At 69.3% G+C, this 15,983-nt stretch carries 8 protein-coding genes; 6 read left to right on the top strand and 2 right to left on the bottom strand.

From position 1 onward, the window contains the following. Positions 1-8: 8 nt before the first annotated feature. Positions 9-2,477, bottom strand: a complete 2,469-nt coding sequence (locus BFF76_RS12565; protein ID WP_065848237.1) for an MFS transporter — start codon at positions 2,475-2,477, stop codon at positions 9-11. Positions 2,478-2,676: 199 nt separating this feature from the next. After that, complete coding sequence (locus BFF76_RS12570) at positions 2,677-3,147, bottom strand: SRPBCC family protein (protein WP_065848238.1); 471 nt, start codon at positions 3,145-3,147, stop codon at positions 2,677-2,679. Positions 3,148-3,296: 149 nt separating this feature from the next. On the opposite strand from BFF76_RS12570, the gene BFF76_RS12575 reads away from it, so the two are divergent. From BFF76_RS12575 to BFF76_RS12600, 6 genes are all read left to right on the top strand, one after another. Next, positions 3,297-4,340, top strand: coding sequence for an Rv2578c family radical SAM protein (locus BFF76_RS12575; RefSeq protein ID WP_065848239.1), 1,044 nt, complete (start codon positions 3,297-3,299; stop codon positions 4,338-4,340). A 126-nt stretch (positions 4,341-4,466) separates the two neighbouring features. Then, positions 4,467-6,059, top strand: coding sequence for an alpha/beta hydrolase (locus BFF76_RS12580; RefSeq protein ID WP_065848240.1), 1,593 nt, complete (start codon positions 4,467-4,469; stop codon positions 6,057-6,059). A 36-nt stretch (positions 6,060-6,095) separates the two neighbouring features. Beyond that, a complete protein-coding gene (locus BFF76_RS12585; RefSeq protein WP_244167268.1) occupies positions 6,096-6,743 on the top strand; it encodes a GNAT family N-acetyltransferase in 648 nt (215 codons plus the stop codon). Positions 6,744-6,798: 55 nt separating this feature from the next. Next, the gene (locus tag BFF76_RS12590; RefSeq protein WP_065848241.1) at positions 6,799-7,971 is read left to right on the top strand and encodes a serine/threonine-protein kinase; all 1,173 of its coding nucleotides are present in this window, start codon (positions 6,799-6,801) and stop codon (positions 7,969-7,971) included. A gap of 72 nt (positions 7,972-8,043) precedes the next feature. Next, positions 8,044-10,938: a DEAD/DEAH box helicase gene (locus BFF76_RS12595; protein ID WP_065848242.1), complete on the top strand. Its 2,895-nt coding sequence runs from the start codon at positions 8,044-8,046 to the stop codon at positions 10,936-10,938. Between the two features lie 88 nt (positions 10,939-11,026). Next, positions 11,027-15,983, top strand: a 4,957-nt coding sequence (locus BFF76_RS12600) for a restriction endonuclease (RefSeq protein WP_065848243.1), incomplete at its 3' end; no start/stop codon positions are given.

The raw sequence follows: 15,983 nt of genomic DNA on the forward strand, positions 1-15,983 counted from the left end.
CCGGACGCTCAGTCCTCGTGGCCAAGCTGCAGATCGCGCTCGGTCCTTCCCCCTCCGGGGAGCTGGAGCACGGTGGCGACCGGCGGATAGCCGGCGGCGATCACGGTGTACTCACCGGTCGCCAGGTCCACGAAGCGGAACGCCCCGTCGGTGCCGGTGGTGAGGGTGTCGACCACGTTGCCCGCCGCGTCCAGCAGCGTGACCCTGGCGTCCTCGACGGCGCGTCCGCCGGGCGCGCGTACGATCCCGCGCAGCACGGCGCCGCCCGCCAGTTCGATGTCCTGCCTGGTCTCCCGGGCCGCCTGCACGCTGACCGGGAGGGCGGCGGGACGGAAGGCCGGGGCGCTGGCCGCCAGGGTGTACTCACCGGCCACCAGCTCACTGATGACGTAGGCGCCCTCACGCCCGGTACGGGTGGTCGCGACGACTTCGCCCCGTACGTCGGTGAGGGTGACCGCTGCGTCTCGGACGGGGGCGCCGTCGGGGGTGAGGACCGCGCCGGCGAGTCTCCCGGCCCCGCCCAGGACCACGTCGAGCTCCACCGGCCGGTCGCTGACCGTGACGCTGACGGCCTGCGGCTGGTGACCGCCCGCGGCGGCGATCAGCACATAGGCACCGGCCCCGGGCGCGCTCAGCGCGTACCGCCCGTCTTCGCCGCTCGCCCCGCGTCCGACCTGCCGCCCCTGGACATCGATGAGAGTGAGCGCGGCCCTCCCCACCTCCGTACCGTCGGGGTGCTGGACGCATCCGCGCACCGGGACCCTGGAGAGGGAACCGGGCTGCGGCAGGCCGAGGTCGGTGCGGGCCATGGGGATCGTGGAGTGCGCCGCGGCCGGGTCGGGGGCCGTCTGGGGGGTGTGGTGGGACACCAGCGGTTTCTCCTTGAGGAAGAAGGCGAGGAACAGGCCGAGCAGGAGCACCGGCACCAGGTAGAGGAAGATCCGCGGCATCGCGTCGGCGTACGCCTGGATGTAGGCGTCGCGCAGCGCCGGCTCCATGGCGTGGACCAGCTGCGGGGTGATCGACTCCGGGTCGGGGAGGCCTGCACCGGAGGGAAGCCGCACCTCGAGCGCGTCCGCGAGCCGCCCCGCGAAGAGGGTGCCGAAGATCGCGGCGCCGACGCTGCCGCCGATCTGCCGGAAGTAGTTGTGGGCGCTGGTGGCCGTGCCCAGGTCGGAGGGACGTACGGAGTTCTGCACGGCCAGCACGAGGACCGACATGACGAGGCCGATCCCGATGCCCAGGACGGCCTGCCAGAGGCCGTACTCCAGCGCCGAGGTGCCGGTGTCGAGGAGGGACAGCAGCCACATGCCGACGGCCGAGACGGCTCCGCCCACCAGCGGATAGACCCGGTAGCGGCCGGTGCGCGAGACCAGCTGTCCGGAGACGACGGAGGCGATGACGATGCCGCCCATCATGGGCAGCATCAGCAGCCCCGACTCGGTGGCGGACACCCCCTCGACCATCTGGAGATAGGTCGGCAGGTAGCTGGCGGCCCCGAAGAGCGCGACCCCAACGACCGCGCCCACCAGCGAGGTGATGTTGAAGACCGAGTCACGGAACAACCGCAGCGGGATGATGGGTTCGGCGGCGCGGTGTTCCACGACGAGGAAGAGCAGAGTCGTTCCGGCGGCGCCGGCGGCGAGTCCCAGGATGGTCCGCGAGCCCCAGGCGTACTCCGTGCCGCCCCAGCTGGTGAGCAGCACCAGGCAGGTCGACGCGGCGGCCAGCAGCAGGGCCCCCAGCACGTCGAGGCGTGGGCGGACCGTCGGCCTGGGCAGTTTGAGTACGACCGCGATGACGGCGAGGGTGACGATGCCGAACGGCACGTTGATGTAGAAGCACCAGCGCCAGGAGGCGTGGTCGGTGAAGAAGCCGCCGAGGAGGGGCCCCGCGACGGAGGCGAGGCCGAAGACGGCCCCGATGAGGCCCATGTAGCGGCCTCGCTCCCTCGCCGGGACGATGTCGGCGATGATCGCCTGCACGCCGATCATGAGGCCGCCGCCTCCGATGCCCTGCACGGCCCGGAAGGCGATGAGCTCGTCCATGGTGCGCGACCAGCCCGCGAGGGCGGAGCCGATGACGAAGATGACGATCGCGAACTGGAAGACGCCCTTGCGGCCGAAGAGGTCGCCGAGCTTTCCGTAGATCGGCAGCCCGATCGTGGAGGCGAGCAGATAGGCCGTGACCGCCCAGGACATCTTGTCCAGGCCGTGCAGTTCACCGACGATCTTCGGCAGGGCGGTGGCGACGATCATCTGGTCGAGCGCCGCGAGCAGCAGGGTGAGCATCAGCCCGAGGAAGACCAGCCTGACCCTGCGGGGGCTGATCCCGTCCGGCGGTGCGGTTGATCCGGCGGCGGACGGAGGCGGGGGCGGCACGGACGCCGCCTCGGTTCCGGGCTCCGCCCGGGGCCCGTGCGGCCCGTACTCCGTGTCTCCCGGCTCGTCCTTCACCAGAGTGATCCCACCCACCACGTGACGCTCCCCTCATCGCAGCTGCGCCGCCCATTTCTCGCATCAGGCGGCAAGGCGGGGCAAACGCGACCGGGCGCGCACACGGCGCGCGCAGAGGGCTTATGCGCCGGTGGGAGGCACTACGGCGCACAACCGGCCACCCGGGAAAACCACCCGTTCCGGTGAGGCCGGCCGCACGCCAACAGCAGGGGGAGCAGGGTTACTTCTCGACCTCGGTGGCGAGGTTCTGCAGCAGTTCGTCGTAGATCCGGCCGAGCCCCTTGGGCGCGAAGGTCTTCTCGAAGAAGCCGCCGATGCCGCCGGCGCCGTTCCACACGGTCGTGACGACGGCCCTGGACTTCCCGTCGCCCGCCGGGGTGACGGTCCAGGTGGTGACCATCGAGGAGTTGCGGTCCTTCTCGACCAGCTGCCCTCCCCCATAGCCAGCGGCCTGGGAGGTGCCCCCGGGCTCGGTGACCTCGATCAGGCAGTCGCGGACCCGCTTGCTCGTGGCCTGGAGCATCCAGTGGACGAGGGTGCCTTCACCGTCCCCGCCCTCGCGCACCTCGTACTCGCTGAAGTGCCCGGTCAGCACCTTGCCCCGGACCTCCTTGTAGTCGGCCAGCGCATCGAACACCGTCTCTGCGTCCGCCGCGATGATCCGCTCTGTCGTGGCCTCGACCTGCGCCATGCCTGCTCCTCCAGCACTCGGTTGTTCGGGGTGCTGCTGAGCCAACCACCTCGGGTACGACGCCTCAAAATCGGGTCCCGCACTCCGCCGCACACGATCAAGGGAACATGTGTTCTATTCTCTGCGGCAGTGCTACCAAGGAGGCGTTCATGCGCTGGGACAATCTGGCAGAAAACACCGCGAAAGCGGGGAACAGTGCGCTCTTCGCCGCGGACGCGGTGACGACCCGCACCTTCGACACCCCGGAATTCAGAGGAATCACTTTCCATGAGATCCGGGCCCGCTCGATCGTGAACCGGGTGCCCGGGGCCTCCCGCATGCCGTTCGAATGGACCGTCAACCCGTACCGGGGCTGCACCCACGCGTGCGTGTACTGCTTCGCCCGCAAGACCCACACCTATCTGGATTTGGACACCGGTCTCGGTTTCGACTCCCAGATCGTCGTCAAGGTCAACGCCCCCGAACTGCTGGGCCGCCATCTGGCCTCCCGCCAGTGGCAGGGCCAGCACATCGCGATGGGCACGAACGTCGACTGCTACCAGCGGGCAGAGGGCCGCTACCGTCTGATGCCCGGCATCATCGGCGCTCTGCGCGATCATGCGAACCCCTTCTCGATCCTCACGAAGGGCACCCTGATCCTGCGCGACCTCGACCTGCTGCGGCAGGCCGCCGAGGTCACCGAGGTCGGCGTCTCCGTCTCCGTCGGGTTCACCGACCACGAGCTGTGGCGCACGGTCGAGCCGGGCACCCCCTCCCCCGAGCGCCGCCTCGACGTCGTCCGCGCCCTGACGGACAACGGGATCGGCTGCGGGGTACTGATGGCCCCGGTCATCCCCTTCCTCGGCGACCGCCCCGACCAGCTGCGCGCCACGGTGCGCGCCATCGCCGCCGCCGGGGCGACCTCGGTCACACCGCTCGTCCTGCATCTGCGGCCCGGCGCCCGTGAGTGGTTCATGCAGTGGCTCGCACAGCACCATCCGCACCTGGTGCGACGGTACGAACAGATGTACGCGGACGGGCCTTACGCGCCGACCTGGTACCAACGGGGGATCACCCGCCGGGTGCACGAGCTGGCGGCCGAGTTCGGCATCGGCCCGGCCGACCGGGGCGGCGCCCGCCGATCCGCCAGCGACGCCCCGGCGGCTCTCCCGGACGGTCCCGCGGCCGGCCCCACGCAGCTGTCACTGCTCTGACCGCACCGGCCCCCTCACCGAACGGGTCAACTCTCGGCGACATGTGTCCTTCCGTATCCGGATCCGGGAAGCATGCGGCCGGGGCTGTGCCACCCACAGCCGCATCGCCCGACCACGGGAGGCCGTATGACGAAACGTGCAGGAATTCTGGTCGCCGTCGGCGCCACGGTCGCGGGTCTGGTGACCGCCGCACCGTCCACCGCGTCCGCGCCGTCCACCGGAACCACTCCGGCCGCCCCGCGCGCCGCCGCGCCGCTCAAGTGGACCGGCTGCGGGACGAAGGCGTATCCGACGTTGCAGTGCTCAACCGTCCGCGCTCCACTGGACCATGACAACCCGTCGGGCAGGCCGGTCACCCTCGCCCTCTCCCGGATCCCGCACACGGCGAAGACCTCGCAGGGCCCCCTGCTGGTCAACCCCGGTGGCCCGGGCGGCAGCGGGCTCCCGATGGCGGGCTTCGTGGCGTCCTCGCTGCCCGCGAAGCTCGCCGCGCAGTACGACGTGATCGGGTTCGACCCGCGCGGGGTCGGGAAGAGCACCCCTGCCCTGAACTGCGTGCCGAAGTACTTCGCGCCCGTACGCCCCGACACCGTGCCGGACTCCTACGAGGCGGAGAGGACCTCACGCGACCGGGCCGCGTCCTTCGCGGCCGCGTGCGGCGAGAAGCACGGCGACCTGCTGCCGTACATGGACACAGTCAGCGCCGCGAAGGACCTCGACGTCATCCGCCGGGCCCTGGGCGCGCGGCAGATCAACTACTTCGGATACTCCTACGGCACCTATCTGGGCGCGGTCTACGCCAAGCTGTTCCCCGAACGGGTGCGCCGCCTGGTGCTGGACTCGGTCGTCGACCCGGACGGTGTCTGGTACGAGGACAACCTCGGCCAGGACCACGCGTTCGACGCCCGCCACAAGGCCTTCGCCGCGTGGGTGGCGAAGAACGACGCCCGGTACGGGCTCGGCAAGGACCCCGCCGGCGTGGAAGCCGCGTGGTACCGGATGCGCGACGCGGTGAAGAAACACCCCGCGGGCGGCAAGGTCGGGCCGGGCGAGCTCGAGGACACCTTCATGCCGGGCGGTTACTACAACGGCTACTGGCCGCGCCTGGCCGAGGTGTTCGCGGCCTACGTGAACGACAAGGACCAGGACTCGCTCGCCACCGCGTACGAGGACTTCGGCGCCGTCGACAAGAGCGGCGACAACGGGTACTCCGTCTACGTGGCGGTGCAGTGCCGCGACGCCGGCTGGCCCCGGACGTGGAGCACCTGGCGCAACGACACCTGGCAGGCGCACCGCAAGTCGCCCTTCATGTCATGGAACAACACCTGGTACAACGCCCCGTGCGCCACCTGGCCGGTCGAGCCGCTGGAGCCCGTGCGGGTCACGAACGACAGGATCCCGCCCGCGCTGATCCTCCAGGCCACCGACGACGCGGCCACACCCTACGAGGGCGCCGTCACCATGAGCCGCAGGCTCAAGGGCTCCGGCCTCGTCGTCGAGCAGGGCGGGGGCAACCACGGGGTCACACTGAGCGGCAACACGTGCCTGGACGGCCACCTGGTGGACTACCTCACCGACGGCACCCTCCCGACCGGCGGCGGCAGCGGCGCGGACGCGGTCTGCGACGCCCTGCCGGAGCCGAAGGCCGCCCCGGCCACGAAGGCGGGCACGAACACGAAGGGCAGCACACTGCACGGCCTGCTCGGCTTCCGCAGCTGAGAAATGCCGGGCACCGCCCCGGGGGCGTACGACAGGATGGGCCGCGTGACTCCTCGGCCCAATCCCGCGCACGCCCCCGGCGTACGGATACGCGACATGACCCTCGGCGACTGTGCCCCGGTGGCGGAGATCCGGGTGCGCGGCTGGCAGCAGGCGTACGCGGGCCTGATCCCGCAGGCGTACCTGGACGCGATGGACGTCGCCCAGGACGCCGAGCGCCGGCGCGCACACTTCATGGCGGGCGGCGGGGCGGTGAACCTGGTGGCCGGGACGCCGGACGCCACGGTGACCGGCTGGGCCTGCTACGGTCCGTGCCGCGACGAGGGCGCCCGCCCCGGAAGCGCGGAGCTGTACGCGCTCTACGTGCACCCCGGCCGCGTCGGTACCGGCATCGGAGGCGCACTGCTGGCCGAGGTGACCGCCCGGGCATCGGCGGACGGGTTCGGCGAGATGACGCTCTGGGTGCTGAAGGAGAACCTGCGGGCCCGGCGCTTCTACGAGCGGGCGGGGTTCGGGCCGGACGGCGCGGAGGAGCCCTTCGAGGCGGGTGGCGCCGTGGTGCCGGAGGTCAGGTACGTCCGCCCGCTCGGGCCTCCGGCTGCCGGATCAGCCCTGCGAATCAGGCCCACCCGTCTTCGCGGATCGATTACCGTGTCCATGCGGACATACGGACAATCCGCCTGATCAGGCCGCCACGAGGACTCCACGGGCCGGCCGACGACAAGGACCGAGGACCGACGTGCAGACCACCCCTCTCAGCCCCGAGGACCCCGCGGATCTCGGCGGCTTCGAGCTGCTCGGGAGGATCGGTCACGGAGGTATGGGGCAGGTCTTCCTCGGCGAATCGCAGGGCGGCGAGCCTGCCGCCGTGAAGGTGATCAAGCCGACGGTGGTGGACTCCGAGTCGCGGCAGCGTTTCGCGCAGGAGATCGAGATCCTCAAGACTGTGTGGGGCCCGCGCATCGCGGCCTTCCTGGGCGCGGACCCCGAGGCGGATCGGCCCTGGCTGGCGACCGAGTACGTGGATGGTCCTGACCTCGGCAAGCACGTCACGATGCACGGCCCCCTGCCGTCGCTCCTCGTCGCCTCGCTCGGCGCGACGCTCGCCGAAGCGCTGGCCTCCGTGCACCTGCAGGGACTGCTGCACCGCGACCTCAAGCCGGCGAACATCCTGCTCGGCCCCAACGGCCCCAAGGTCATCGACTTCGGCCTTGCCGTCTTCGCCGAGTCGAACGTGTCGCTCACCGCGCCCAACCAGGTGGTCGGCACCCCGGTCTGCATGGCCCCGGAGCAGGCGGCCGGCGTCAAGCCGCTCACCGGCGCGGTCGACGTGTACGCGCTCGGCGCCCTGCTCCTGTACGCGGCGACCGAGCACTACCCGTACCAGGGCGCGACCCCGTTCATGGTCTTCCACCTGACGACCGACCCGAACACCCTCCCCGACCTCACCGGCCTCCCCGCCGAGCTCACCCCGCTGCTCACGGTGATGCTCGCCCAAGACCCGAAGGACCGACCCGCGCTCTCCGAGGTCGTCAGCCGGTGCCGGGCGGTCATCGAGGCGCAGGGCATGAAGGTCGCGCAGGCCCGCCGCAAGCTGACCACGTACACGACGGGCACCGCACCGCAGAGCACCACCGTCGAGCCTGCGCCCACACCCACCGTGCCGCCGACGCTGCCGTTCGCGGACCTGCGTACGGTCACGACCGACGAGCCCGCACCGCTGTCACCGGCACCCACAGTGGAATTTCCCCCTCCCACCGTGAAGGAACCGGAGCCACAGCCGCAGCCCGTGCCCCAGCCCCCCAGCACACGCCGCCGCACACCGGCCCCACGCACCCGGCGTCACTCCGCCCAGGCCCGTAGGACCGCCGAGCAGCTGCGCAAGGCGTACGCCGCGAAGACCCCCTTCTGACCGACGGCCGCAAGAACCCACGCCCCACGTGCACCACAGCCATAAGCACCATCGCCATCCAGGAGGCCGCGGGTGACCGCCGACCAGAGCACCGCCACCACGTCGAGTGACAAGGACGCCCAGTACCCACCGGGCGCCCAGATCCTCGTACGCGACGAGGTGTGGCTCGTACGGACCACCACCCGCACCGAACACGACGGCGCCCGGATCGAGGCTGTGGGCGCCTCGGAGTTCGTCCGCGACCGGGAAGCGGTCTTCTTCACCGAGCTGGACCGCGTCGAGCTGATCGACCCGCGCGAGACCAAGCTCGTGCGCGACGACTCACCGAACTTCCGCCGCTCCCGCCTCTTCCTGGAAGCGGTACTCCGCAAGACGGCGCTGCCCCAGTCGGAGCGCGGTCTGGCGCTCGCGGACCAGTTCCTGATGGATCCGCTTCCCTACCAGCAGCGCCCCGCGGAGCTCGCCCTCTCCGGCCGCAACCTGCGTCCCCGCCTCCTCATCGCCGACGTCGTCGGCCTCGGCAAGACCCTGGAAATCGGGCTGACCCTGGCGGAGTTGATCCGTCGGGGCCGCGGTGAGCGCATCCTCGTCGTCACGCCGCAGCACGTCCTCGAACAGTTCCAGCACGAGCTGTGGACCCGGTTCGCGATCCCGCTGATCCGCCTGGACTCGGTGGGCATCGAGCGCATCCAGCGTGAAATCCCTGCCGGGCGCAACCCGTTCACCTACTTCAAGCGCGTAATCGTCTCCATCGACACCCTGAAGAACACGGACCAGTACAAGCACCACCTGGAGCGCATCAACTGGGACGCGGTCGTCATCGACGAGTCCCACAACCTCATCAACAAGGGCTCCCTGCGCAACCAGCTCGCCCAGATCCTCGCTCCGCGCACCGATGCCCTGATCCTCGCGTCCGCGACCCCGCACAACGGCAACGCCCGTTCGTTCGCGGAGCTGATCTCGCTCCTGGACCCGGCGGCGATCCGGGACGCGGAGAACTACCGCGCCGAGGACATCGAGCACCTCTTCATCCGGCGTACCAAGGTCAGCCCCGAGGTCCGCGACCAGATGAAGGGCCAGTGGGCGGACCGCGGCCCCTCGCAGTCCGTACGCTGCTCCGCCACCCCCGCCGAGGAGAAGATCTTCGAGGAACTCGCCGAGGTCTGGCTGCCGACGGACGGGCGGAAGTCCGTCAGCGACGTCCCCCTCTTCCCGTACACGCTCCTCAAGTCGTTCCTCTCCTCGCACGCGGCGCTCAAGGCGACCGTCGCCGCACGCATCAAGACACTGGAGAAGAAGAACGCCCCTCAGGGCACGGCGGCCGAGATGGCGGCTCTGCACCGGCTCCGTGAGCTCGCGGCCAGCATGACGGAGGCCGAGTCAGCGAAGTTCGCCGCACTCGTCGAGCAGTTGAAGGCGATCGGCGTTGGTCCGAAGTCGGACGCCCGTGTCGTCGTCTTCTCCGAGCGCGTCCAGACCCTGGAGTGGCTGCGCACGGTGGTGCCGGCCGCGCTCGGTTTCCGCGCCGGGAAGGCGGCCGAAGCAGCCGCCCGGGTCATGCACGGAGGGCTCTCCGACGAGCAGCAGATGCAGTGCGTCGAGGACTTCGGCCTGGCTGACACTCCCGTACGCATGCTGTTCACCGGCGACGTGGCATCCGAAGGCGTCAACCTGCACCGCCAGTGCCACCAACTGATCCATTACGACGTTCCGTGGTCGCTGATCCGCATCGAGCAGCGCAACGGCCGTATCGACCGCTACGGGCAGGCGCACCAGCCGCAGTTCCGCGCGCTGATCCTCACCACCGAGGTGGACGGCGCGAAGGACGACACCCTCGTCGCCGAACGCCTCCTGGACCGCGAGGACGAGGCACACCGGGCGCTGGGCACAGCGGAGGCCGTGTCCGGGCTGTACCGCGCGGAGGCCGAGGAGAAGTCCCTCATCCAGGACCTGCTGCGCGGCCGTACGGTCGACGAGTCCCTCGCCGCCCACAACGCCTCCTCCGCCGACGACGACGCGGGCATGGACGACTTCCTGGCCGATTTCTTCGGTTCGGTGGGGGACGAGACCGCCGCGGAGTCGGACGGTGCGGTCCCCGGGCAGGCCGGCCACGGCGGCGGAAGCGTGCCGCAGGCCCGTGTGCCCAGGCTGTTCACCTCCACCCGCGAGTTCTTCGACGAGGCGCTGCGCGAGGTGTTCCCCGACGCGCAGGACCGACTGGATCTGTCCACGGACCAGGAGTCGGGCCTGATCTCGTTCCGTCCTCCCGCCGATCTCGTCCACCGCATGAAGGCTCTCCCGCTGGACTACGTACGCGAACAGCGTCTGCGCGAACGCCTCCTGGTGACGCTCAACCGCCGCCTGGCCGAGCACTCCCTTCAGCGGGCCCGGGAGTCCTCGACGTCGAGCTGGCCGGAGATCTCGCTGCTCACGGAGCTGCACCCGGTGGTGGAATGGCTGACCGACAAGGTCTTGGTACGCCTCAACCGCCAGGAGGCGCCGGTCGTCACGGCGGCGGTCGACCGGGCGACGTACCTCGTCCAGGGCATCTACTCCAACGCGCTCGGCCGGCCGACCGTCGTCAAGTGGATGGCCGTCACCGCTGACGGCGCGGTCAACGACGACATGGTGGCCGTCCTTCAACGCGCCGGAGTGGGCCCGTCGATGGCCAACCCGATGCAGGCGCACGACACCGCACGGCTGCGCGAGGCGGTTCCTGACGTCCTGCACGCCGCGGAGGCCTTCCTGGAGGAGCACCGCGAGGCCTGGGACGAGCCGCTGCGCGAGCCGATCGAGAAGTACAAGCGGCGGCTGGGTGAGTGGAAGCAGCCGACCCTCGCGGAGGGCGGCGCGTCACTCGCGGGCGACCACGCGAAGGAGCGGCTCGCCTCGCTGGCCGACTCGCTCCTCACCACCGGCCGCCCGATGCTGCGGGTGCTGGCCGTCCTGGCGCCGACGGCGTCATGAACACCGCCGTCACGCCGGCTTCCGCACGCCGGTCATCGCCCCTGCTTCCGCTTTCCTCCGCCTCCTGTTCCCGCGAAGGTTCTGACTCATGACGTACGACTCCTTGATGAACCGCGGTGAGTACTTCTCCGCGCACTATCTGGCCGAGGTACTGCCCAAGGACCTCAAGTCCGGGCTGCTCGCGGAGTGGAAGCAGCGGGAGGACGAGGCGGCGGAGGCGCTGAAGGCCGCTGCCGAGGCATCCGGCGCAGAGGCGGAACCAGCTGCCGATGCGCTGCCGGTCACGCCCCGTGCCGGGCTGCGCGCCCTGCGCCGCCCGTACTTCCGGGCCCGTTCGTACTTCGCCCTCGGCGAGGAGCACGACGCCGCTGAGTCCTCGGCCTCGGCGAGCGACGACGACGCCGTCACGTACGCGTCCCCGGAGTGGCGGGAGCGCGTGCGCGCGCTGAACGCGGACGTCCTGCGCGCCCTCGGTTTCGACGCCAAGCCGCGCACCATCACCGTGGAGCGGGCGGAGCAGTCGTACGAGGTGCGGGTCGCCCACTTCGAGAAGGGACTCGTCGCTCTGGACTGCGGCTGGTCCGCCGAACCGGACGCCGCCATGGACCCGAACGGTCCCGGCCGTCTGCTGGAACAGCTGGTCCTGGACGGCCAGCACCGGGTGACGACGGGCTCCAAGCTCGCCTCGTTCCTCTTCGCCTGCGAGGACGCCCCTCGCTATGTCCTGCTGCTGGTCGGCGGTGTCGTCGTCCTCGCGGACCGTGCGGCCTGGGGCGAGGGCCGGTACCTGGCGGTCTCCCTGGACGCCGCTCTGGAACGCAACGACACCAAGGCCGGTGGCGAGCTCGACACCGTGGCAGCCTTGTTCGGCGCCGACTCGCTCCGTACGCCGGAGGAGGGCGGCGAGAACCCGCTCGCCGGGCTGGTCGACAAGTCGACGAAGCGTGCTGTCGGCGTGTCCAGCGAACTCCGCGACGGCCTGCGGATCAGCGTCGAGCTCATCGCCAACGAGGTCTTGGAGCGCCTGCGCGAACAGGGCGTCCGCCCGGAGGACGTCAAGGAACTCCCGGAGCTGGGCCGCCAGTTGACCCGCGAGTCGTTGCGCTTCCTCTACCGCATCCTGTTCCTGCTGTACGCCGAGGCGCGCCCCGAGCTCGGCATCCTGCCCTCCGACTACCCCGAGTACCAGCAGGGCTACGGCCTGGCCCGCCTCGGCGACCTGGTCGCGGAGCAGGACCTGGTGGACGAGAAGTCCCGTCGCGGCTTCTACCTGTACGAGTCACTCGACCTGCTCTTCCGCAAGGTCCAGGAGGGCTACCGCCCGCGCCGCACCCACGGGGCGCCTTCTTCTCCTGCGGAGAAGGCGTCCGAGGATCTGGGTCTGCGTTTCGAGCCGCTGCACTCCAAGCTGTTCGAGCAGGAGTCCATCAAGCTGATCGGCGCGCGTACCGTCCCGGACCCCCGCCACGACGCGGACGAGCCCGGCTCGGAACGCTTCCTGGACACCCGCCTGCGCAACGCCACCCTGTACCGCGTGCTGCGTCTGCTGATGCTCACGCGTGGCAAGCGCAAGGAGCGCGGTGGCTTCATCTCGTACGCCCAGCTCGGTATCAACCAGCTGGGTGCGGTCTACGAGGGCCTGATGTCGTACTCCGGTTTCGTCGCCGGCGAGGAGCTGTACGAGGTCGCGAAGAACGGCGACCCGAAGGACGGCTCCTGGCTGGTCCCGTCCTCGCGGGCCGACGAGTACGCCGACTCCGTGTACGTACGGGAGCGCGACGAGTACACCGGCGAGGAGCGGCGCGTCCGCCACGCCCCCGGCTCGTTCGTCTACCGCCTCTCCGGCCGCGATCGCCAGACCTCGGCCTCGTACTACACCCCGGAGTCCCTGACCAAGGTCACCGTCCAGCTGGCGCTCCAGCACCGCCTGGACCAGGACGACACGGTGACTCCCGCGCGCGAGATGCTGGACTGGAAGATCTGCGAGCCGGCGCTGGGCTCGGGGGCGTTCCTCAACGAGGCGATCAACCAGGTGGCGGCGGAGTATCTGCGGCGCCGCCAGGACGAGTTGGGCGTCGCGATCGATACGGAGAAGTACGCCCAGGAGCTCCAGAAGGCCAAGGCGTACATCGCCCTGCACAACTCCTACGGCGTCGACCTCAACGAGACGGCCGTGGAGCTGGCCGAGGTGTCGCTGTGGCTGAACACGATGCACCCCGGCATGGAGGCCCCGTGGTTCGGCCTGCACCTGCGGCGCGGCAACTCGCTGATCGGCGGACGGCGCGAGGTGTACGGCCCGGAGCGCCTGAAGAAGGGCGGCTGGCTGGGCACCACCCCGGAACGCTTCCCGCTGGCGGACGCGGTGGCCGGTGCGGAGCTCCCGGTGGGGGCGGTGCACCACTTCTTGCTCCCGGCGAAGGAGTGGGGCGCGGTCGCGGCCGAGAAGGAGGCCAAGGCACTGGCCCCGGAGGCGGCGAAGGCACTGGGCGCGTGGCGGAAGGCGATCACGAAGTCGCCGAGTACGAAGCAGACGGCCCGGCTGCAGGGGCTGGCGCGGCGGGCGGAGTACCTGTGGGGCCTGGTGGTGCGCCGCCTGGAAATCTCGGAGCGGGACATCTCACGCCGGATCGACGTGTGGGGCGCGGAGGAGGGCTGGCTACGGTCGCCCGAGGTCGCGGTGCAGAGAGATAAGGTGCTGGCGGACCTGGAGGCGGTAGACACCCCGTACTGGCGGCTGAAGACGCTGATGGACACGTGGTGCGCGCTGTGGTTCTGGCCGGTGCAGGAGGCCGCGCTGCTGGACGGATCGGCCGAGCAGTACGCACGGCCGGCCGAGGTCGCGGGCGTCACGGCGGACCACGAGTCCGGCGTGCTCATGTCCTGGGAGACGGACGACCTGTTCGGCGAGACGACGGACTCGCGTGAGCTGACGCGGGAGTCGGTGGAGCGGCGACGCGGGACGGGCCGCCGGAAGGAGCAGATCCGGGAACAGAGGCGGCCGGTGATACCCCTGGCGGCGCTGGAGGACTGGCTGGACTTCGCGGAGTCCCTGCTGGGCACGCAGGAGGTCCCGTCGGACTCGCTGGTGGCGTCATTCGCGACGCTGGACGAACTGGAACCGTACGAGGACGCGCTGCCCGAGCTGATGGGGATGGACCGGGCGCACTGGCTGGAGAACCGGTTCCCGTGGGTGGCGGTTGCGGGGGATGTGGCGGCGCGGCAGGGGTTCTTCCACTGGGAGCTGGAGTACGCGCAGGTGTTCGCGCGGGGCGGGTACGACTTGCAGGTGGGGAATCCGCCTTGGGTGCGGCCGGATTGGCAGGAAGGCACCGTTCTCGCTGAGCTGGATCCTTGGTTTATGCTCACCGAGAAGCCGAGCACCGAGGAACTCCGCTTGCGTAAGCGAGAACTCATGATGGCCGGGTCTGAGGCGGCCAGTTTCTACCTCACTGAACTGTCCGGGATTTCCGGAATTGTGGCAATTTTGGGCGGCGCGGCTACCTACCCGATCCTAAATGGAACACGACCGGACCTCTATCGCGCATTCATGTGCCGAACATGGAAAAACATCTCACCCCACGGCACGGCCGGACTAATTCATCCAGATACCCACTTCAGCGGAGTCAAGGATGGCCCCTTGCGTGCGGCCGCATACAAGCACATGCGCACGCATGCACATTTCCATAACCGCACCGCGATCTTCCCAGAGATTCACGCCAACACCGAGTTTGGAATAAATATTTACGGTACAGAAAGGTCAGCCTCATTCACACACATTAGCTGGCTCTTTGATCCGGCGACTCTTACTGAATCCCTATGCCACGATGGCACGGGCGCTCTACCCGGAATTAAGAATGACGGGAAGTGGGACATTCGGCCGCATAGGCATCGCCTAGTACACGTGGACGCCGACAGGCTGAAAGAATGGAATCGCCTCTCGGGTGGGAGTGCGACGCTTTACGCCGAATCCCCCCTGCTGTACCCGGTCACCTCTCAAGAGCAAGGCGCCATCAGTGCTCTGTCCGAGATTCCCCTGCGCCTAGCCTCACAGAACCCCGCAGTGAGTCAGGGCTATAACGAGACAAACTCCAAGAGGGACGGCTATCTACACTGGTCCACCAGTGAGGTGTCAAATCTTTCCGACGTAGTACTGCAAGGACCGCACTTCGGCGTAGCAACACCATTTAATAAACAGCCGAACAACCCATGCAAAACAAATCGAGATTGGTCTGCATTCAACCTAACGACCCTTACCCCGGACACTCTCCCCCGTACCAACTACGTTCGCGCATGCGATCTACACCGTTACGAATCTGACCAAGATGTCTGGTCCGGGCGTCGTTACACTGAATACTTTCGCATGGTCTGGCGCATCATGATTCCGTTCGACACCGAGCGAAGCCTATTCGCCGCCCTGATCCCGCCTGGGCCGGCGCATATTCACGGCGTTCAGTCAATGCGGCTTCCGAATGACCGGCTGACGGCGCTTCAAGCGGGCTTCTGGGCAGCTCTCCCGCTCGACTACTTGCTTCGAATCACGGGCCGCGCCAACCTTATGGCGGGCGAGGCGCTGAAGATGCCAGCACCCGTCGCAAGTCATCCTCTAGCCGCCCCGCTCCTGCTGCGAACTCTCCGCCTCAACAGCCTCATCAGGGTCTACGCGCCTCTCTGGGAGAAACTATTCCACCCGGCCTGGCCACACTACGAGGACTGGGCCAACCCGGACTGGCCCAACCTCACCCCCCTCGCCACCGGTCTTACCCCTACATGGCAGCACGACACCCCCCTCCGCACTGAATACGAACGCCGCGCTGCTCTCGTAGAGCTCGACGCCCTCGTTTCCGTCTGGCTCGGCATCACTGCCGATCAGCTCGTCGCGATCTACAAGTCCCGCTACCCCGTTCTCTCCGACTACGAGTCCGAGATGTACTTCGACACCAGCGGCCGCAAGATCGCCCGTAACCACAACACCCACGGTCACGGCCAGACCAAGGAGGACTACCTCGACCTCCTCGACCACCTGGCCTCCCCCGCCACCACCCCAC

It is taken from the genome of Streptomyces mutomycini, assembly GCF_001700505.1.
GTDB lineage: Bacteria > Actinomycetota > Actinomycetes > Streptomycetales > Streptomycetaceae > Streptomyces > Streptomyces mutomycini.

Excerpts from the sequence above, each read along its gene's own strand:
- BFF76_RS12585 (WP_244167268.1), top strand. The coding sequence starts at position 6,096 with ATGGGCCGCGTGACTCCTCGGCCCAATCCCGCGCACGCCCCCGGCGTA.
- BFF76_RS12580 (WP_065848240.1), top strand. The coding sequence starts at position 4,467 with ATGACGAAACGTGCAGGAATTCTGGTCGCCGTCGGCGCCACGGTCGCG.
- BFF76_RS12575 (WP_065848239.1), top strand. The coding sequence starts at position 3,297 with ATGCGCTGGGACAATCTGGCAGAAAACACCGCGAAAGCGGGGAACAGT.
- BFF76_RS12570 (WP_065848238.1), bottom strand. The coding sequence starts at position 3,147 with ATGGCGCAGGTCGAGGCCACGACAGAGCGGATCATCGCGGCGGACGCA.